Below are 21,355 nucleotides of genomic sequence, written 5' to 3'. Positions count from 1 at the left end.
TGAAAACCCAATTGCGGCCAATGCGGACGTGGCGCCCCGCGTTTCGGAAAGGCGCGGCATTTGTCAGCCTGCTGTTCCTGCCCGGCCTGTGCCTGCACGCCGCCGCCTGGTCCGCGGAGTACGCGACCCTGTTCGAAAGCGGCGAGGACGGCGCCGGTATTGCAGCGCAGTTCGTCAACCACGGCGTTACGATCACGCCGGAAGGCGCGGCCTTCCACGGCGACGGCAGTTACCTCGAGGCTGACACGGCGAATACCGGTCTTGCCGGAACGGGTGAATTCGCGATCAGCGTCTGGGTCCGCGGTCTGGAAGCAGACGGCGAATGCTTCGGCGATGTGGCGAGCCTGTTCGACCCCGAACGCCGGACGGGATTCAACCTTGCGGTCCAAACGCGGCGCGGCGTGACTTCCGCTCAGCCGAATTGGGAGAACCCGTTCTTCGGCGTGAACAACGGCGCGCCGGAGTCGCCGTGGACGGACTGCGGACGGCCCGGCGATAACAGCATGGTCTGGGCGCTGTGCGTACACGAAGGCGCGCTCTACGCGGGCACTTTCGAGAGCGGGAGGGAGCAGAAGGGGCATGTCTACCGCTACGATGGCGGCACGGCATGGACGGATTGCGGCGCGCCGCACGGGAGCAACGCGGTCACGGCGCTGGCTGTGTACGAGGGCCGTCTGTACGCGGCGGCCTCGCACTATCGCGCGGCAGGCTCCGCCCTGGCCGAATCCGAGAATCTCACGCCCGGCGGACGCATCTTCCGCTATGAAGAAGACTCGTCGTGGGCCGATTGCGGCGCGATCGGCGAGACCGAGGCCGTCGGCGGGATGGCCGTGTTCCGCGGCCTTCTGTACGCCACGTCCATGTATGCGCCCGCGGGCATGTATCGCTACGCGGGCGGCGGCGTCTGGGAGTCCTGCGGCCACCCCGGCTATCGTGTCGAAGCGCTTACCGTGTTTCAGGATGCCCTCTACGCGACAGGCTGGGACGCGGAGCGGCCGGGCATCTTCCGCTACGACGGCGTCTCCTGGTCCTGTGCGGGCACTCCGCCCAATATCCATCAGAGCTATTCGTTCGCCACGTACGCGGGCAGCCTGTATGCTGGCACCTGGCCGAGCGGCATGGTGTACCGGTATGGCGGCGGAGAGAGGTGGGAGGATTGCGGACAGCTCGCGGAAGGGGAACAGGAAGTCATGGCCATGGCCGCGTACAACGGGGCGTTGTACGCGGGTTCGCTGCCGCTGGCCGCGGTGTACCGCTTTGAGGGCGGAAACCGCTGGGCGTCCACGGGCCGGCTGGACCTGACGCCTGACGTAAAATACCGGCGCGTATGGTCCATGGCGGTATATCAAGGCAGACTCTTCGCGGGCACGCTGCCGTCGGGTCGTGTATACGCCATGGGGGCGGGGAAATGCGTGACGCATGACCGGTCACTTGAGCCCGGGTGGAATCACCTGCTGGCCGTGCGCGGAGCGGCCGCGATTCGATTGTACGTCAACGGCGCCCTTGCCGGAGCCGTGGAATGCCCCGCGGAACAGTTTGCGATGCCTGAGGACATCCCGCTGTGTATCGGCAGAGGCTCCCATGACGCGTTTCACGGTCAATTGTGTGAATTGCGTATCTACAACCGCGCCCTGACGGAGGCGGAAGCAACAGAATTGGCCGCGGGAAGGCCGGGCGGCTGAACGACAACGCTTGTGATTGCGAGCACGAGTACGAGTACGAAACGAAAATGTCCTTCATGACCTGTGCGGTGTTAACGGACAGCCAAGTCGGGCAAATTCACGAGTCTGCGCTGCGGCTCTTGGAACATACAGGTTGCCGTGTGCAGCACGACGGCCTGCTGGCGCGCCTTGCGCAGGCGGGCGCGCGTGTGGATGCCGTGGCTGGCCGGGTGCGCTGGCCGGAGACGCTGCTGACGTCCCTGCTGGAATGCGCGCCCGCGGCCTATGCGATTCGCGGCGTTGAAAATGGGCCGTGGACCTTGGGGAAAGGGCAGCCGGGTGTGCTCGCGATCACGAATGACCCATGGATACTCGATTCCCGATGTCAGAAACCGCGGCATCCGTGTCTGGACGACGTGCGGCGGCACACGATCATCGCGCAGCAGCTCGACTGCGTGAAATGCGTGAGTTGCATGGATTATCCGGTAACGGATTTCGACGATGCCCTCTCCAGTCTTCGTGCACTGGAGACGCATGTGCTCCACCACGCGAAACACTACGCCGTGTTTCCTGCTTCCCTTGAACGGTTACGTCTTTGGCGGGCGCTGGGACAGGTCTTGAACGGCGGCGATGCGCTGGACGGCTCCGGTCTGATGAGTTGCGCGGTGGCGGTGCTGTCGCCGTTGACACTTTCCCCGCTGAATGCGGAATTGCTGCTTGCGGCATGCGAATGCGGCATGCCCATACTGCCGACAGTGTGCCCCATGGCGGGCGCGACCGCGCCTTACACGCTTGCGGGCACGCTGCTGCTCGCGCATTGCGAAAACCTGACCATGGCCGCCGTCACGCAATTGCTGCGGCCGGGACATCCCTTTCTCTACGGCATCGGTCCTTCGGTTACGAACCTGCGGACGGGCCATGACCGGTATTACACGCTGGACAAGGCGCTGTGGAAGGCCGCGGGCGTGCAACTGGCGCGGCACTGTGGACTCCCCGGGATGGCGGAATGCGGCGGCGCGATGCCGGGGCGTCTGGACCTGCAAACCGGGGCCGAAAGCCTGTTATTCATGCTGGCGGCGCGGGGATCGGGCGCGGACCTGCTGTCGGGGCTCGGGTCCTGTTTCAACGGCACCGGGCTGTCCGCGGAAATGATGGTCATTCAGCACGAGTGGCTTCGCGCGGCGGAATTCCTCGACCGGGGTATCGCGGCGGACCCGGCACGGCTCGCGATAGACAACATGGATGCGGCGGGTCCGGGCGGGGATTTTCTGACCGATACGCTGACGCTCGAGTACGCACGGGGCGGCGAATTCTTCGAAACTGGTTTGTTCGACTACGGAAAGGGCAAGACGCTATTGGAGAATGCGCATGAGGAAGTGGAGCGGTTGGCCGGAGGTTTTGCCTGCCCGTTACCAGAGCAGGTGCAAGAAGACGTGCGCCGTTTCTTCTATGATAACCTATGGGCGAAGAATGGTATGTAGGCTTGCGTCTCGAAGTTGATGAAAAGGGAGGGCGCGGGTGTGCCTGCGAGAGTCCGGCCCGTCGCGGAAAGTGGAGTAACGCGCGATTCATGAACCCGGTTTCTTTTGTTGCAGAAGGGAGTGCAATTTCGCGTGCACGGCGCCGCTTTGGCGTCCTGACGGCTTGCGCGCTGCTGTCTTGCGGCGTATCCGGCGCGCAAGCGCCGGTAAGCATAGCTTTCCTCACGGCGGAAACCTCAGAGCAAGAGATGGGGCCGCAAGACCGGGCGGGCCGGGATGCCGCGGCGGGGCTGGGAACGGCCACGCTGCTGTTGATTGACGGCAATGGCGGTTTCCGCGATACGGAAGGGAATGCGCGGAGCCTGAACGAATTCGACACGGTCTGGTATCACCAGGGCGACGCCATTGCACGAAACGCGCTTTATGGCGGGGCATATGTCGCGGCGATTCGTGGCTTCGCCGAGGCGGGGGGAGGGGTGTTGCTGTCCGGCGGCGGTTTGGCCCTTGTCGATCACCTCGGACTCGAAGGCGACGTGAGATCCCAGCGGCATGACCTGGAACACTTCCGAGACCAGGCGGCGATGGTCGCTGTCGAACGAGCACACCCCGCGTTTGCCGGTCTGGTGGAACAAGACGGTCTCATCTGGCTTAGCCGCGGGGGATGCACCGCGGTGGCCGACTTCTACTGGGGCGGCCCGGGTGAGGGCATGCTCCTGGCCAATACGCCACGCGGGGTCGAACGCCCGCTCGTCGAGTATGCCGTGGGCTCCGGGCGGATCATTCTTTTCGGTTGGCGCTGGCCGGATTACGCGGACGCGGAGAACCCGTATCGGCAGAACCTGCTGCGGTTGACCGAAAATCTCATACACTATCTGTCGGACTCCAGTTTGTGGCGTCCGGTCGTGATTCGCACCAGGTTTCCCGCACTGGCGTATCCGGACGAATCCGGTATCGCGCCGCAGCGCTGGCGGGCACTGCGCATGGCGATCGAGGATTTGTCGCACAGCTTTCCAGACCGGTACACGCACGGCCCGGATTACTTGCAGCAACTGGCGGCGCTCCGGGATCGCCATGACCGGATTCCCGAGGGTTCGGGCAGGGACTCCTTTGCGCCGGTAGTCGCGGAATTTGAGGCGCTGCAACGCGCGGCGCTGCTGGAAAACCCGCTGCTCGACTTCGACCGGCTGTTGATGATCCGGCGGCGCGCGGACAAGCTTTGCCTGCCGATGAACTACAACGGCAACGACGACCTGGAACCCCGGGGCTACGAGAACGCAGTTGTTTCGCTCAGCCCGCTTGCGCCGGGGGGCACGCTTTCCAACGTCTACACGCCCGCCGACGGCCGGTTCGTCGGCGACCTCGACCTGCACTACGATGGCGGAAAGATGCTGCTCTCGATACCGGACGACGCGGGGCGCTGGGGAATCGCGGAATTGGGTCTCGCCACCGGGCAGTTGCAGTGTTTGCCGCTCATTGACGAGCCGGACGTCCACAATTATGACGCGTGTTATCTGCCGGACGGCGGCATCGTCTTCACGTCTACTGCTCCGTTCGTGGGCGTGCCCTGCGTCGGGGGAAGGTCCAAGGTGGCGAACCTCTACTTGCTCGACCGCAACGGACAAATCCGGCGCCTTACGAACGACCAGGACCATAACTGGTGCCCGGCGGTGCTGAATGACGGGCGTATCCTGTATCAGCGCTGGGAATATGCGGACATAGCCCACGCATTCACGCGGCTGCTCTTTCACATGAACCCGGACGGCAGCGGGCAGATGGAATTCTATGGCAGCAACTCGTTCTGGCCCACGGCCATCTTTTATGCGCGCGCGATTCCGGGGCACCCTACGAAAGTGGCGGCAGTCGCGGGCGGCCATCACGACGCGCCGCGCCAGGGGGAACTGGTCATCCTGGATCCCGCCCTCGGGCGTCACGAGACAGACGGCGTGGTGCAGCGTATCCCTGGCTACGGCGAGAAGGTGGAGCCAGTAATCCTGGACGGATTAATCGCGGCGAGCTGGCCGCGGTTCCTGCATCCGTTCCCCTTGAATGAGAAGTATTTTCTCGTATCCTGCAAGCCGGCGAAAACATCCGAATGGGGCGTCTATCTGGTAGACGTGTTCGATAATTTCGTGCTGCTGTGCGAGGAACCCGGTTGGGCGTACTTGGAACCGGTCCCGTGGCGCGCCACACCGCGGCAGCCGGTCATTCCGGCAACGGGGGCTCCCGTTGGAACCGAAGCGACGGTGCTGATGGTCGATGTGTATCGCGGACCGGGACTCGAAGGCGTGCCGCCCGGCACGGTCAAGTCATTGCGGCTCGTGGGCTATGATTTCACGTTTCATGGTCTCGGCGGCGAACCGGACCGCGTCGGACTGGACGGTCCTTGGGACGTCAAGCGGATTATCGGCACGGTGCCTGTCGAACCCGATGGTTCGGCGCACTTCCGTGTGCCGCCATGCACACCGATTTCGGTGCAACCGCTCGATGCGGAAGGCAAGGCCCTTGCTCTGATGCGAAGCTGGATGACCGCCGCTCCGGGCGAGACGCTGTCCTGCGTGGGCTGCCATGAGAAGCAGAACACGACGGGCCAGAGCGGCGGGCCGCCCCAGGCGTTCCGGCGGCGGCCGTCGCGCATCACGCCGTGGTACGGTCCGGCGCGCGGGTTCTCTTTCGAGCGCGAAGTACAACCCGTTCTTGACGCGTACTGTATTGGCTGCCACAAGGCGGGCGCGGACACATTCGACCTGACCGCGCGGCCTGCCGAACGGGTGCCGTCGGCGTTCCAGATGCATTTCTCGCCGTCGTACATGGAGCTGCGCCGCTGGGTGCACACGCCCACGCTCGAAAGCGACGCGGATCTGCTGACGCCGCGCGATTTTCATGCCGACACAAGCCGCCTCGTGCAAATCCTCCGCGATGATCACTACGGGGTATGTCTCAACGCGGAAGCGTGGGACAGAATCATCACGTGGATCGACCTGAACGCGCCATTTCACGGCACATGGCAGGAAGTCGTAGCTTCCGACCCGGTCAAGGCCGCCGCTGCGCGACGGGGAGCCATCCGCCGCCGCGAACTGCACCGGAAATACGCGGGCATTGACGAAGACCCCGAAGCGATATACCCCGCGGCCGGGATCGAACCAGTTGCGCACGCCATAGACGCGGAATTGACCGCGTGTGCGTCCAATACGGCGGACGCGACCGGTGGCGCACCGCAATCGGATGGGGTCGAGGTCATTCCCATCGGAATTGCCGACGGCGTGGTTCTCGAAATGGTCGCGATGGAACCCGGACAGTTCATCATGGGCTCGGACAACGGGTATCCGAACGAGCGGCCCGCGCACTCCGTGACTATCGACCAGCCTTTTCTTATCGGTCGTTTCGAGGTCACCAACGCGCAATATCGGTGCTTTGAACCGGACCACGACAGCGGACTGGAGACGGGCGAGGCGTATCAGTTCGGCGATGACGAACGCGGTTTTCCGCTGAATCGTCCTGAGCAGCCGGTCGTGCGGGTCTCATGGGATGACGCCATGGCCTTCTGCGATTGGCTCTCCGCGAAGATGGGCAGGCATTTCAGCTTGCCTACGGAGGCCCAGTGGGAGTACGCGTGCCGCGCGGGGTCCGTCACCTGCATGAATTACGGAACGCTGGATGACGATTTCGGCGGGTTCGCGAATCTGTCGGACAAGACGCACCACTCCGTGTACTACCCGCACGTGCCGGACGCCATTCCGCCCTGGCGACCCGCGGACACGCGTTTTGATGACGCCTGGCGCGTATCGGCGCCCGCCGGGACCTTTGCGCCGAACGCGTGGGGCCTTCACGACATGCATGGGAACGTCGCGGAATGGACGCGTTCCGCTTATGCGCCGTACGCGGCATCAGGTGTCGCGGAAGGTACCGGAGACAGCGCGCGCAAGGTGGTGCGGGGCGGTTCGTGGCTGGATTGCCCGAATCGCGCGCGAACGACATTCCGCGTCCATTACGAGGCGTCGCAGGCGATCCACGACACAGGATTTCGCGTCGTCTGCGAGACCGCCACGGCAGTGGCGGACCGGTGAAATCGCCCCGGCCGCGTTGAGTGCGTCTTCGTCTCCTATGACTTGCCCGCGATTTCGCGTACCAGATCGTCGAAGTCGGCCGGAAGGGGCGCCAGCGGCGTTTGGGCACGCGCGAGCGCGTCCTGCACGATGTTGAGCACGAGTAGCCCCGCCGCAGGATGGCGATCGATATTGTCGATAATGTTGAAGGTGTTGAGGATGAAGGCGCCCTCGCCGAAACGGTAGCGGCCCATCATGACCCCGGCGGCGTACCCGTCCGGCCGCGACGAGTGGCACAACGCGAACGCCGCGGCGATGACCTCCTCCGGAAGTTCCGCGTCCTCCAGGAACATGTGGGATATGACAGGGCCGTAGTAGTCCCAGTCCATGATACCGGGGGCCTGCATTCCAGCGAAAAAGGCGTGCCGTTTCGCGACGCACTCCTTGTGATAGAGCCAGTCGGGGAAACTCGTCATGCGGCCCTTGCTCTTGAGCGGGAGCCCCGCCACGGGATTGTCGCCTATCTGAAAGGCATGCGGTGTGAGGAACACAACTATGCTGCCGCGCGCCATGCGCGTCAGGAGTTGCGCGCGTGTCTCGTCCGGTGCCCCCGCGCTGGCGATATCGCCAACGAGGATTACCTCGCGTGCGTCGGGTTCGGTGGAAGAGAAGGCCTCGCTGTCGACGCCGTGGACTTCCAGCCAATCGCGCAGGGGGCCGTCCAGGCCTAACAACGTGACGCGGGGCCGCGCGCCGGTTTCGGATGCCGGAATCGGCAACGACTCGGACAGGTAGAAGTCGAGCCTTCCGCCCGCCGCCGCGCCCCCGCGGTCGAGATTGGCCGCGAAGGTGTACTTGCCCGGGCCTGAGGGTATCGTGACTTCCTCGGCGGCCACAGGAATGGCCAGCGGCCCGTCTTCCCCGGCAGGAGGAACCGGCACGGTCAGAGTCGCCTTGTGCTCCCAGCGGAGCCCTTCGGGTCCCATGATACGCAGTGTAACCGGGTATTCGCCGGGCGCGAGCACGTTCTCGTTGGCAAGGATAGCCTCGATCTTGAACGTGCGGCCGATGCAGCCGTGCATCGGCGATACGAAAAGGCACCAGCGCAACGGCGCCCAGCCGTCGCGCAGCGCATCGACAATGCCCGGCTTCCATTCGCGCCAGTAAGTCCAGAGTCCCTCGCCGGTGAAGCCGTGGTCGAGCAGCCCGGTGAGGTTGTAGCCGCAGATTCGCGGGTTGGACCGGATCAGGTTGAACCCGAGCAGCCGCTGCCTGCAATGGAGGCGCTGGCTATCTTCGAGCATGTCTTCGGGGAACGCGTAGACCTCGTCCATGCCGAAGCGGGTCCAGTCTGCGGTGAAGCGGTCGACGGTGTTCTGGAAGTACTTGACGTCGTCATAGGCGGGGTCCGCGCCCACCTGTTCGTAGGTTCGCAGTTCCTGAATCGCGTTCATCAGACTGCCAATCCCGTATTCGGAGAGAAAGACGGGTTTCGTGTCCGCGCCCAAGGTGCGGATGCCCTGCTCGACCTCGGGCGTGTGCGGCGTTTCAGGATAGACATGCGCGTCGCCCGCGCCGGTGAAGTAGCCGCCGAAACGTCCCCAAGTGCTCACTTCCTTGCGGTCCGGGCTTTCGACGCCCCAGAAGCATTCCCATTGCGTGCTGCCGGGATTGCTGCCGGAACCGATGCTGAACTGGCCGTCCCATCGCCCGCTGTTTAGCAAGACGAGCCGCGTGTCGTCTAGTGCGCGCAGCCACGTCAATGCATCCACGGCGCGGCGGAAGACGGGACCGTCGGCTGTTTCATTGAGCAGCCCGAAGATCGTGAGGCAGGGGTGGTTGCGGTCGCGCAGGATGGCTTCCCGGATGTTCCCGTCGAAACGCGTCGCCATCTGCGGCGAATCGGCGAGGCACCACCCCGCCAACGTTTCTTCGTACACCATCAGGCCGAGTTCGTCGCACAGGTCGAGTTGATAGGGGTGCGCCAGCCCGGCGATGAAGCGGACCATATTGAAGCCGCTGGCTTTCGCGTGGACGAGGTCCTTGCGCAGCAGGTCCGGCGCCTGGCGCGGCGACCTGATCTGGCCGATGGGGCAATGATTGCCCGTGTGCGAACTGCGCAGGAAGATGCGCCGGCCGTTCAGATGAAAGAAGCCGTGCTCGACGCGAAAATCGCGAAATCCGAACCGGACGGAAAACTCGTCCATCATGTGCGTCGTGGATGCCGTCAGCCGCACGGCGAGGCGGTACAGGCACGGGTCGTGCAGGTCCCACAGGCGGTGATGCGGCACGGTGAGTTCCGTCTCCAACTGGCTCGCGCCAGACGGGCACTCATGGTTCAGGCGCGCGGATACGGCGATGGCGGACCCGCTTTGCGCCGTGGCGCCGGGCGCGGGCGCGATCGTGAATTCCAGCACCGCGGGTTCCGTCGCGGCGGAAGCGTTGAATACGTCCACAGTCACCTGGACCTTGCCGGTTTGCCAGCCGGGCCGCACAAACGCGTCCGTAATGCGGGCGGACGGGACCAAAAGCAGTTCCACCGGTTCCGTGATGCCCCCGTAGTTGTAAGAGCCGCCGACGGTCAGATTCGCGTTCTTGTTCCGGTGCGGGATTTCGGCCAGCACCATGCCGTCGATGGGTTCATTGCCCGGATTTACCACGCGCACCGCAAGCAGGTTGTCTTGTGACGGCCTGGCGGCGCCGGTCACGTCGAGCGTGAAGGGCGTTTCCGCTCCTTCGTGACTGCCCACGGGGACGCCGTTGAGCCACACTTCCGCGAAGTAGTCGACAGCCCAGAAGCGCAGCAGGTAGCGTCCGCCCGGCGCGGGGTGCGGCGGCAGCGAGAGGGTCCGCCAATACCATGCCACGCCGTGATACCCCGGAAACACTTCCTGCAAGACATTCGGAACTTCCGCGGGCGTTGCGTCGGCAGCCGGTTGCTTGAACCAGTCCTCCTCGCGGCCCGTATTTGCCGGGTCTGTCGCCATGACCCAGCCCGGACCGTCCAGCGGCGTCCGTGTGCTCTGAAGAGCCGGATCGGCCGCGGCTGCGTCTCCGGACATTTGCAGACTGGCTCCCACCATAAAGACCGTGACCAACAGATGCGACTTCATCGAAGTTCCCTCCGCTTCCTGGTCAAACACCTTGCGATGTTCCCCGCCACAGCCCGCGTCAAGCGGGCTGCAATCAGGTCTTCATCGCGCCGATAAGTTGATTGATGTCGGCTATATCGTGGCGGCGGCAATAATCCTCCAGTCCCCGGATAACCTGGATTGCCGTATCGGGTTGACGGAAGGACATGGAGCCGACGGCAACTGCGGTCGCGCCCGCGAGAATGAATTGAAGGGCATCGGAAGCGTTCGTGATGCCGCCCATGCCAATGACCGGAATGCGGAGGACCTTTGCGGCGTCCCAGACGAGTTTTACGGCAACGGGGCGGATGGCAGGGCCGCTGAGACCCCCAACGATGTTCGCGAGGATGGGCCGCCGTGTTTCCGGGTTGATGCCCATGCCCAGAAGCGTGTTGACGAGCGAGACGGCGTCCGCGCCCGCTTCCTGGGCGGCGAGGCACGGTTCCGCGATATCGATCACGTTCGGGGAAAGCTTGACAAACAACGGAAGCTTCGTTGCCTGACGGATAGCCCGGGTGTATTCGGCAACGCGGGCCGGGTCCTGCGCCACCAGTGTGCAACCGCGCGCCGTCTTCGCATCGTGGACGTTCGGACACGAGAGATTGGCCTCGACGGCGTCCGCGCCCGCTTCGGCTTCGAGTCTGCATGCGAGTTCGGCGTACTCTTCCGCGCCATGGCCGTAGATGTTTGCGATGATTTGGCAGTGCTTTTCGCGCAAATAGGGCAGTTTGTCGCGCAAATAGACGTCGATCCCGACGTTCTGTAGCCCAATCGCGTTGAGCATGCCCGCCGGGGTCTCCACGAGACGCGGGGTCTTGTTGCCCGTCCGTGGTTTGAGCGTCAGACTCTTGGTGGTGACCGCACCCAGTTCCCCGATATCGAAATAGGCGTCGTATTCCTGGCCGTAGGCGAAGGTGCCGGACCCGACGGTGACGGGGTTCTTCATCGTCAGGGCGCCAAGACAAATCTGCAGATTAACGTTCGTCATGTCGAAGTGCACCGCGGATCAATCGTTTTCGCGCGCCTCCCAATTGATGAGCCTCGTGTCGAACACGGGCCCATCCTTGCACACGCGGACCATGCGTTCCGCCTCGACCTCGATATTGGCCTCGACAACGCAACCGAGGCATACGCCGTCGCCGCAGGCCATTTCCGCCTCGAGGGAAGCGAGGCAGGTTACGTTGGCGGCCTCGCAAACGAGATGTGTCGCCTTCATCATCGCCGTAGGGCCGCAACAGTACACAATTGTGTTCTCGCCCGGGGCCAGTTCGCGGAGAAGCTCGGATGCGTAGCCGTGAAAGCCCGCGCTGCCGTCGTCGGTGGCAATGTGAATCTTGCAGCCCATCTGCCGGAAGTCCTGTTCGCAGAGAAGGATATCCGACGTGCGCGCAGCAAGCACTGCCTCGGGCGTGACGCCGCACTCGCGGATCAGCGCCTCGGCAAGAGCGGGGAAGGGGGCAACGCCAATGCCGCCCGCAACCAGGATGTGCCGCACGAATTCGCGCCGCAGCGGGAAGGGCTTGCCCAGCGGGCCCTGCACGTTGAGCGTCTGCCCCGCGCGCAGCCGCGAAAGGATACGGGTGCCTTCGCCCTGTACGCGGTACAGAATGGCGAAACTGTCGCGGAAGATGCGCTCGAAGCACATGGGCCGGCGCAGGAAGGGGAAGAGTCCCCTCTGGACCTCGACCATGCAGAACTGGCCGGGCTGGGCTTCGGCGGCGACTTCGGGTGCGCGCAGCACAAGCCGGAAATGGCCCGGGGCCATCTCCTGATGCATCACGATTTCACAGTCGCTGAGAGAGGGCATACTACCTGCGTTCGTCCCAGACGAGTTGGTTATGAAGCATGTTCAACGAGGCGCGCACGCGTTCGGCGAGCACCTCGCCGACGCCGTCCACCGCGCAAAGCTCGTCTTTCGGCGCGCGCACGAGCTGTTTGAGCGAGCCGAACCGCTGCACGAGATTCTCGATGATCTGCGGCGAGATCCGGTGCGTGCCCGTGAGCACGCGATAGCCGCGCGCGGACAGATAGGTGTCCACGCTGCGCAGATTGGGCCCGTGGCCCAGAGCCTGACTGATAGAACTCAAATTCAGGATTTCCTGCTCGGGAATTTCGCGTATCCGTTCGCATATCGTGTCAAAACCAACGTCCGGCTTCTCGCGGAAGTAGTCGCGGATGACCAGGACGGCTTCTTCCATCGGCTGCATGAGCTCTTTCACCTGTAGCTCGATGAGCCGTCCTTCCGTGCCGAGTTCCAGGACATATGGATCGATCTCCCGCGCGATGCGCGACACCATCTCGGTTCGTTGGATGGCGCGGCACACGTCGAAAATGGTCACGATGTCCTGGAACTCGCGCATGGTGAGTTCCTGCAGTTCCTGCCGCATTACGCTTACGTATTTTTCGAGGGTGTGAATTGCCTGCTGCGCCTTGTTCATCAAGGTCGGAATCGAATCCATGCGGTGGCGGACGTCGTGCACGTACAGCGTTACGCTCGCGCGCCGCTGCGACACGGCAATCACGACGCACTTGGCTTGCCGCGCCATGCGTTCCGCCGCCCGGTGCCGCGTTCCCGTCTCTTCCGATGAAATCGAGGTGTCCGGTTTCAGAAACCGGTTCGCATAGAGCACACGGCTGCCGTCTTCATTCAACAGGATGGCTCCGTCCATCTTCGACAATTCATACAGCATCTGCGGCGTCATCTTCGCGTCCAGCTGCACGCCCGCCTCCGAGAGTTCCGCGAGTTTTTTGGGCGAGCCGAAGCACAGCAGCGCGCCTGTGCCGCTCTGCATGATGGCCGAAATGCCTTCCCGTATTTTGGTGCCGGGCGACACCATCAGCAGGGCCTTGCGATAGGCCTCGATGCTTGTTTTCTTGTGTGCGCGCGCCACGTCAACCCTCCAGTGCGGCCTCGATGGCCTCGGCAACGCTCGCCACGGGCGACGGCGCCGCGGGGCCCGGAGCAAGGTCCGGCATGCAACTGCGAGGTACTATACACTTTTGGAAGCCAAACTTACCTGCTTCCAGGAGCCGCTGCCGGGCCATGTCGACGCTTCGCACCTCGCCTGCAAGCCCAATTTCGCCGAATGCGGCCAAGCCTGGAGGCACGGGCTTCTCGCGGAAGCTGGAAACCAGCGCAAGCGCGATGGCCACGTCCGCGGCGGGCTCCTCCAACCGCACGCCGCCCGCAATATTGACGAACACGTCCCGGTCCGCGAAGTGAAGCCCGGCGCGCTTCTCGAGGACGGCGAGAATCAGCGAGAGCCGGTTTGGATTGATGCCCATGACCGCGCGGCGCGGCGATCCGGCGTGGCAGTCGCCCACAAGCGCCTGCACTTCCACGAGCAGCGGGCGCGTGCCCTCAATGCTTGGCAGTACGACCGAGCCGCTGACATGCTCAGGGCGCTCGTTGAGAAACCATGCGCTCGGATTCGGCACCTCGTGCAGACCGGTTTCGCGCATCTCGAACACGCCGATCTCGTTGGTCGAACCGAAGCGGTTTTTCACGGCGCGCAGGATACGCAACGCCTGCTTGCCTTCGCCCTCGAAATACAGAACCGTGTCCACCAGATGCTCCAGCAGCCGCGGCCCCGCGATAGTCCCTTCCTTCGTCACGTGCCCGACGAGGAAAATGGGCATGGAAGACCGCTTGGACAGGCGCATGAACTCGTTCGCGCACTCGCGCACCTGTCCCACGCTGCCGGGTACCGCGGGCAATTCCGGCGAGTACACGGCCTGGACCGAGTCGATCACGCACAAGGCGAAGCCGTTCGACTCGATTTGTTTCAATATTGCGCCGACGTTGTTCTCCGTCAGCAGAAAGAGATTGTCGTGCAACGCGGCGAGGCGGCGCGCGCGAAGCCGGGTCTGCTCGAACGATTCTTCGCCCGACACGTAGAGCACGCGGCCGCCCGTTATGGCCAGGTGATGGGACAACTGCAGCATCAGCGTCGATTTGCCGATGCCCGGATCGCCGCCGACAAGCGTCAGCGAACCGGGCACTATCCCGCCGCCGAGCACGCGGTCGCATTCGCTGATGCCCGTGGACACGCGCGGCGGCGGTTCGGCCAGGCCTTCCGTAATCGAGACGGGCGTGGCGTCCGCGGCCAACGCGCTGCGGGCGTGGGGCCCTTCCTCGAAGGCCGGCTCTTCGGCCAGCGTGTTCCAGCCCTGGCATTCGGGGCATTTCCCGAGCCACCGCGGCGCAACCGCGCCGCATGTCTGGCAGACAAATACACTCTTTGGTTTTGCCATGACCACCTTTGAACGTGAAGACGAGCGCCCGGATGCCATTCGCAAGCAAGCGTAACACAGGACCCCGATATGCGGCAAAAACGGGTGAAAACCATCGGGGCGGCATGTTAGGCTAACGACTCTTTGCGGGGTTGCACACCAAAGACAGGAGCCCGGATGGATTCCCTTGTTTTCATGACGCAGGAGCAGGTGCGCGAGGCGCAGCGCGCGTTCGGCACGCCCGTGTTTGTGTATGACGAACGGATGTTCGAACGGCGTGCGCGCGAGATGCTGGCGTTCCCGAACGCATACGGGCTCACCGTGCGGTTCGCCATGAAGGCCTTGCCGTCGCGCGCGGTGATTCGCCTGTTCGACGAACTCGGCCTGCACGTCGACGCGAGCAGCGGATTCGAGGCGGAACGGGCGCTGCGCGCGGGCGTCGCGCCGGGAAAAATTCAGGTCACCGCACAAGAACTGCCGCAAGACCTCGAGGGACTGATCCGGAAAGGCGTGCGATTCAACGCGTGTTCGCTTCATCAATTGGAGGAGTATGGCGCACGTTTTCCGGACACGGAGGTCAGCGTCCGGATCAACCCGGGGCTGGGCTCGGGCCATAGTAACCGGACGAACGTGGGGGGGGCGTCTTCGAGTTTCGGCATCTGGCACGAATACCTGGACCTGGTATTCGGCAAAGCCGCGAAATACGGGTTGCGCCTTACGCGGATGCACACGCACATCGGCTCGGGTTCTGACCCGGACCTCTGGCTGCGCTGCGCGCGGATGTCGCTGGATATTGCCGCGCGGATGCCCGGCGTGTCGCTGCTCAGCTTGGGCGGTGGCTACAAGGTCGCGCGCATGCCGGACGAGAAGGGCGCGAACGTGCAGGAGATCGGCGTGCGGATACTGCCGGAGTTTGAACGGTTCGCGCGGGAACACGGGCGAAAGCTGCACCTGGAAGTGGAGCCCGGAACCTACCTTACCGCGAATGCGGGCGCGCTCGTCTGCACCGTCATCGACGTCGTGGACACGGGAACGGATGGTTATCGCTTTCTTAAGCTGGACTCGGGGATGACGGACATCATGCGCCCCAGCATGTACGGAGCATGGCACCCGTTGGTCGTCGTGCCCTCCGTCGAGGTGCCGCGCGGCGCGGAATCCTACGTTGTGGCGGGCCACTGCTGCGAAAGCGGCGACATCCTGACGCCGGAGCGCGGTAATCCGGAGGGCATCGCTCCGCGTGAGATGCTTCAGGCCGTTATCGGCGACGCCGTGGTCATCGAGGGCGCGGGCGCGTATTGCGCTGCACAAAGCGCCAAGAATTACAACTCTTTTCCCGATGCACCGGAAGTGTTGTTGACGAAAACAGGCAAGTTCCGCTTGATTCGCAAGCGTCAGACGCTAGACCAGATGTTCGAGAACGAACTCGACTGAGCGGGCTGTCTTACGGGTTCGCTAACGTATTGCGGCGTTTCACGTGGAGTGGGTAGCTTGCTGCCGTTCTTTTTCGGGCAGCTTGCTGCACGGTGGTCTGCTTGCAGCGGAACAAAATCCGCGAAGAGCAAGAGCGCAAGCAAGCCTGCGCATTCCACGCATGACCGTATTTCTGAAATGGCGCACTAAGCGTCGGCCGCCGCCGGGCCGGGGTGTGTCTTCGCCTTGCCGGACTCGAGCATTGCGGCCCCTGCCGCGAGAACAGCCAGCGCGGGCGCCCAGATCCACCAAGGCAGACCGTGTTCGAGCATGTGCGCGGGCTCGAGCGCATCCCGGATCGCGGCGGGCAAGGGGGCATATTCGAGGAACAGAGCCGTTCCGTTGAACAGCGCGTGGGCCAGCATGGGCGGGAAGACAGAACCGGCGCGCAGCCCTACGTACGTCAATACCATGCCGGTCAACGCGGTGGGCAGAAAACGGTAGGGACTGAGGTGGAATACGCCGAAAAGCAGTCCCACGGCGACAATCGTCCAGAAATGACCCAGTCTTGGCCGGAACGCGTGGAGCAATGCGCCCCGAAAGACGATTTCCTCGCAGATGGCCGGCGACACCGCCGCGGTCAGAACAAGCAACGGAATGCCGCCCTGTTTCGCCCCTTCCGCGAAGAGGCGGTCGAACGCCTCGGCGAATTCCCCGGGAATCGGGAATATGCGCTGGAGCAGAAAGGACGCCTGAATGGCGAGCGGCAGCAACGCAAGCCCGAGCGCAAGCGCACCCAGAAGGGCACGCATCCTTGGCGCGCGCAGCCCGAGCGCCGGGACGGGACGCACGCGAAGAAACCGCAGCAGCAGCAGCGTGGGGAGGAGGAGCAGCACCCATTCCGTGACGAGGAGCCCCGCGACGAAATGCCAAGTTTGAACGGTAGTTCCGATGTAGAAGAGCAACAGCATGATCAGTCCGAACAGCCCCACCGCGCCGCCTGGGGTCAGCGTGTCGGCCGGCGCAGTCAGGTTGCGCCGCAAGGACAACGCCAAGCCGCGCTCTTCGGACAGCACTACGTCCTCGCGCTGGAACAGGCGTGCCGCGAGCAGCAACGCAAGCGCGGCGAAGACGCATGTGCTCAAGAGCACGAGAAAGACCGCCTCCATGCCGGCCTTGCCCGCGAGTAATTCCCGGAACAACAGCGCTACATTTGCGATGGGCACAAAGAGATTCATTCCCTCGAGCCGCACGCCCGGCATCGCCGTCAGAAAGAGGGGAAACATGATGACGATGAAGAACGGCGTGACGAAGTTCTGCGCTTCTTTGAAACTGCGGGCGAGCACCGCAAGCGACATCATCGCGGCGGAGATGAAGAGCGCAAGCGGAATCAGCAGCAGCAACATGACGGGGAACTGCGAGAGCGGAAAGTCGAAATGAATGCCGAGGCGCGTCTCCAGAATGGGCGCGAGTTGCGAGAAGATCACGACGAAGGTCAAGCCCATGCTGGCGAGATTGAGCAAGCCGGTGCACATGGCGAGAATAAACACAGCGCAGAACTTGCCGGAGACGATTTCGAGCTTGGACGTGGGGGTGGCCAGCAGTGTCTCGAATGTGCCGCGCTCCTTCTCGCCTGCGGTAAGGTCTACGGCTGGATAAAAAGCGCCCAGCGCCAACGCCACAATGATCAGGAAGGGAAGCAGGCCGCCGAGCACCGCGCCTGTCGTGCGCGTGGGCGATGCCGTGTCTGTCCGCTCCACCTCCAGCGGCGTGATATACGCCCTTGCGAGGTTCTGTCTCGCCAGCCGTTCGTCCTGGATGCGGTCACTGACCTCTTCGAGCCCTTTCTCGATACGGTGCACGGCATCACGGGAGGCAAATTCCGTGGCATCGTAACGGATTTCGACAGTGCCGGTGCCGTTCGCGGTCAGAGCGGCGTTCAGGTCCCCCGCAACCACCACCACGGCGTCCAGCCTCCCGTCAGCAAGGTCTTCGAGTGGCGTCTCCGACTCAAGAACACTCACGAGCGGGATATTGCCGAGCCAGTCCTTCATCGGATTCGGGCGTTCCTCAATCACGGCCACGCGCGAAAGGGAAGCCTCGAGTTTGCGATGTTGCACGAGCGCCAGTTGGAAACCGACCAGCGTCAGGGACGGATAGAGCAGCAGTGGCACGCCAATCATCATGATTAGCGTGCGTTTGTCGCGGAGCGTATCCAACAGTTCCTTGCCCAAGATGGTGCGGACCGCGCGCAGATTCATGCCGGTTCCCCCGTATAGCCCATCAGGGTGAAAAACGCCTCCTGCAGGTTGTCCGTGCCCGTTCGCGCGTATAGCTCCTGTTTTGTGCCGACGGCGAGGAGATCGCCTCGGTGAATCAGCGCGATCCGGTCGCAAAGCCGTTCTGCTTCGGTCATGTAGTGCGTCGAAAACACAATGCCCGCCCCGCTGGCTTTCGCGGTCAGAATGAACTCGAGAATCGCGCGGCTGCTGACGATGTCGAGTCCCGCCGTTGGCTCATCCAGGATGAGGATGGGCGGTTCGTGGAGCAGGCATCGCGCTATCGAAACGCGCTGAATCTGCCCCGTCGAAAGGGTGTCGCAGCGCCGGTCGAGAAACTCGGCCATTTGCATCATGTCCGTGAGGCTCACGGTGCGTTCGGCGATGCGCGCATCGCTCAACCCGTGCAGGCGGCCGAAGTAGCGCAGGACTTCCCGGGCGGTCAGGCGCCCGTACAGTTTGGTGTTGCCGGACAGGAACCCGACGCGCCGCCGGATTTCTTCCGGCGCCTCGTCGGCACGGATGTCGTTGACCCGGCATACGCCGGAGGTGGGCGTGATAATCGTAGCGAGCATGCGCAGCAGTGTGGTCTTGCCGGCGCCGTTCGGTCCCAGCAGTCCGAAAACCTCGCCGTCGCGCACCTCAAACGTGGCGCCGCGCACCGCCTCGACCGGCGCGCCGCGCGAAGGATGGAAGACTTTTGTCAACGCTTCGGCACGAATCATGTCACACGCTCCCGGCTGGAAATGTACCATGCCGCGAGGCCGCGGAGGAATCCGGCGCGGACGGCGGAGCGGCTGCTTGGCATTTTCGGAGCGGCGCGGTATGCTTTGGCCGGAACGCAGCGGAGAAGCGCATATGGGCAAGGCAGTGGCGTTGGTTACCGGAGCGAGCCGCGGGATAGGGCGGGGTATAGCCATTGAACTCGCCAGACACGGTTATGACGTGGCAGGCGCGGCCACGAAAGCGGACCCGAATGACCGCGCGAAGGGCTTGTTTGAAGTAAAGGACCGTGTCGAGGAGCTCGGCGGCCGGTTTCTGGTCCTGACGGGCGACATCGGCAACCGTGAGGACCACGCCAGAATGGTCGACGAAGCGTTGTCCGTATTTGGCGCGATTGACGTTCTCGTGAACAACGCGGGCGTGGCTCCGTTGGAGCGGCTGGACATCCTGGACACGACGGAAGCGAGCTTCGACCGGCTGATCCGCATCAATCTTCGCGGCCCGTTCTTTTTCACGCAGGATGTTGCGATTCAGATGATCGAGCAGGTCCAGGGGGGGCGCGCGATTAAGCCATGCATAGTCTTCATCACCAGCATTTCGTCCGACACGGCAAGCCCGAATCGCGCCGAGTACTGTGTCAGCAAGGCCGGACTCAGCATAACGGCGCAGAATTTCGCCGTGCGTCTGGCGCAATACGGCATCAACGTGTACGACCTGCGTCCGGGCATTATCGAGACAGACATGACCGCCGCGGTCCGTGCGAAATACGACAAGCTGATCGCGGAAGGGTTGCTGTTGCAGCCGCGCTGGGGTACGCCGGAGGACGTGGGCAAGGCGGTCGTGGGTCTTGCGGAAGGGTATTTTTCGTATTCGACGGGAGCAGTCATCGAAGTCGGCGGCGGTTTCGGCGTGAGACGGCTCTGAAGGAGCGCCCCGCGCGCAAACCCCGCGGTTTCTTTGACTCAACGCCTCGAAACCCCCTACAATACTCCGTGTTACTCCCCCCTTTGCCTGTGGCGCGAAGGGGGTTTATTTACTGGGTTCTGCCCAACGGGAGCGATTCGTGGACAAACTGGTCAGTCTCTGCAAGCGCCGGGGATTCATTTTCCAATCCAGCGGCATTTACGGCGGCATCAACGGCTGCTGGGATTTCGGGCCACTCGGCGTGGAGTTGAAGCGTAATCTCAAAGATGACTGGTGGTATTTCTTCGTGCAGATGCGCGAAGATATGGTCGGCTTGGACGCCAGCATCATCATGCATCCGTCTGTCTGGGTCGCCAGCGGTCACGTCGATGCCTTTCACGACATGCTGGTGGACTGCAAGGAATGCAAGCACCGGTTCCGCGCGGACCATCTCGAAGGAGACCATTGCCCGGACTGCGGCGGGGAGCTGACCGAGCCGCGCGCGTTCAACAGCATGCTGCGCACACGGCTTGGTGTCAGCGACGACACTTCGGTGGACACGTATTTGCGCCCGGAGACGTGCCAGTCCATTTTCGTGGACTTCAAGGAAATCTACAGTTCCACGCGCGTCAAGATTCCCTTCGGCATCGCACAGGTCGGGAAGAGCTTCCGCAATGAAGTGAACCCGCGCAACTATATCTTCCGCAGCCGTGAATTCGAGCAGATGGAGATCGAGTATTTCTGCCGTGAATCCGATGAAGAGCGTGTCTTCGAGCAGTGGCAGCAGGACATCTGGAGGTGGTTCCTGGACATCGGACTGAGCGAAGGCAAACTGCGGTGGTTCGAGCATCCGAAAGAATCGCTGGCGCACTATTCCAAACGCACCGTCGACGTCGAGTACGAGTTCCCGTTTGGCTGGGGCGAGTTGCAGGGGCTGGCCAACCGCGGCACCTATGACCTGACGCAGCATACCAAACATTCCGGAAAAGACCTCAGCTTTTTCGATGCCGAGAAGAACGAGCGATTCATCCCGACGGTCATCGAGCCGTCGGCGGGCGTGGACCGGACTGCTCTCGCGGTGCTGTGCGACGCATACGAAGAAGACGTGGTCGAGGGCGAGACTCGCGTGGTCATGCGATTCCATCCGCGCATTGCGCCGATCAAGGCCGGGGTGTTCCCGCTTGTCAAGAAGGATGGCCTCGCGGAAATCGCGCGGGGCCTCGAATTGAAACTGCGCCGGAAATTCACGACGTTTTACGACCAATCCGGCGCGATCGGGCGCCGTTACCGGCGCATGGACGAAGTAGGTACGCCGTACTGCATCTGTGTCGACTACGAGACAAAGGAAAACGGCACCATTACCGTTCGAGACCGGGACACGACCGAACAGGTACGCATTCCCATGGACGATGCAGCCGCCTATATCGGGACGCGCGTGAACCACGAACGCGCCTGAGATCATGGCCGCCGCGCCAGGCAACTTCGATTACG

The 21,355-nt window shown here is 63.3% G+C and carries 13 protein-coding genes; 6 read left to right on the top strand and 7 right to left on the bottom strand.

Annotation, left to right across the window (positions count from 1 at the left end; all coding sequences use genetic code 11):
- The 3 genes from KA184_09760 to KA184_09750 all read left to right on the top strand — a co-directional run.
- Positions 1-1,682 (top strand): LamG domain-containing protein (locus KA184_09760; protein MBP8129849.1); only part of this gene is annotated, 1,682 nt, incomplete at its 5' end.
- A gap of 56 nt (positions 1,683-1,738) precedes the next feature.
- Positions 1,739-3,142, top strand: coding sequence for a trimethylamine methyltransferase family protein (locus tag KA184_09755; GenBank protein ID MBP8129848.1), 1,404 nt, complete (start codon positions 1,739-1,741; stop codon positions 3,140-3,142).
- Between the two features lie 248 nt (positions 3,143-3,390).
- Complete coding sequence (locus tag KA184_09750; GenBank protein MBP8129847.1) at positions 3,391-7,206, top strand: SUMF1/EgtB/PvdO family nonheme iron enzyme; 3,816 nt, start codon at positions 3,391-3,393, stop codon at positions 7,204-7,206.
- Positions 7,207-7,241: 35 nt separating this feature from the next.
- Here the strand turns inward: KA184_09750 and KA184_09745 are convergent, their stop codons facing one another.
- The 5 genes from KA184_09745 to radA all read right to left on the bottom strand — a co-directional run bounded on the left by KA184_09745 (position 7,242) and on the right by radA (position 14,570).
- On the bottom strand, positions 7,242-10,298 hold the full coding sequence (locus KA184_09745; GenBank protein ID MBP8129846.1) for a hypothetical protein: 3,057 nt from the start codon (positions 10,296-10,298) through the stop codon (positions 7,242-7,244).
- A 73-nt stretch (positions 10,299-10,371) separates the two neighbouring features.
- Positions 10,372-11,304, bottom strand: a complete 933-nt coding sequence (locus KA184_09740) for a dihydroorotate dehydrogenase (protein MBP8129845.1) — start codon at positions 11,302-11,304, stop codon at positions 10,372-10,374.
- 18 nt (positions 11,305-11,322) lie between these two features.
- Entirely contained in the window at positions 11,323-12,123 is an 801-nt protein-coding gene (locus KA184_09735; GenBank protein MBP8129844.1) for a dihydroorotate dehydrogenase electron transfer subunit, read from the bottom strand.
- A 1-nt stretch (position 12,124) separates the two neighbouring features.
- Entirely contained in the window at positions 12,125-13,207 is a 1,083-nt protein-coding gene (disA, locus tag KA184_09730) for a DNA integrity scanning diadenylate cyclase DisA (GenBank protein MBP8129843.1), read from the bottom strand.
- A 1-nt stretch (position 13,208) separates the two neighbouring features.
- A complete protein-coding gene (gene radA / locus KA184_09725) occupies positions 13,209-14,570 on the bottom strand; it encodes a DNA repair protein RadA (protein MBP8129842.1) in 1,362 nt (453 codons plus the stop codon).
- A gap of 174 nt (positions 14,571-14,744) precedes the next feature.
- Between radA and KA184_09720 the strand changes: the two genes are divergently transcribed.
- Positions 14,745-15,980, top strand: coding sequence for a diaminopimelate decarboxylase (locus KA184_09720; protein MBP8129841.1), 1,236 nt, complete (start codon positions 14,745-14,747; stop codon positions 15,978-15,980).
- A gap of 185 nt (positions 15,981-16,165) precedes the next feature.
- Here KA184_09720 and KA184_09715 read toward each other — a convergent pair whose 3' ends face one another.
- Both KA184_09715 and KA184_09710 read right to left on the bottom strand, forming a co-directional pair.
- Positions 16,166-18,220, bottom strand: a complete 2,055-nt coding sequence (locus tag KA184_09715) for a CPBP family intramembrane metalloprotease (protein ID MBP8129840.1) — start codon at positions 18,218-18,220, stop codon at positions 16,166-16,168.
- Positions 18,217-18,963, bottom strand: coding sequence for an ATP-binding cassette domain-containing protein (locus KA184_09710; protein MBP8129839.1), 747 nt, complete (start codon positions 18,961-18,963; stop codon positions 18,217-18,219). The genes KA184_09715 and KA184_09710 overlap by 4 nt, the downstream gene beginning before the upstream one ends.
- A 133-nt stretch (positions 18,964-19,096) precedes the next feature.
- Here KA184_09710 and KA184_09705 point away from each other — a divergent pair, with 133 nt between their 5' ends.
- Together KA184_09705 and KA184_09700 are read left to right on the top strand one after the other, a co-directional pair.
- On the top strand, positions 19,097-19,885 hold the full coding sequence (locus KA184_09705; protein MBP8129838.1) for a 3-ketoacyl-ACP reductase: 789 nt from the start codon (positions 19,097-19,099) through the stop codon (positions 19,883-19,885).
- 139 nt (positions 19,886-20,024) lie between these two features.
- Complete coding sequence (locus tag KA184_09700) at positions 20,025-21,320, top strand: glycine--tRNA ligase (GenBank protein ID MBP8129837.1); 1,296 nt, start codon at positions 20,025-20,027, stop codon at positions 21,318-21,320.
- Positions 21,321-21,355: the final 35 nt, after the last annotated feature.

Source organism: Candidatus Hydrogenedentota bacterium (genome assembly GCA_018005585.1).
Classification (GTDB): Bacteria; Hydrogenedentota; Hydrogenedentia; order Hydrogenedentales; family JAGMZX01; genus JAGMZX01.
This window is presented reverse-complemented; position numbering and strand designations above follow the sequence as displayed.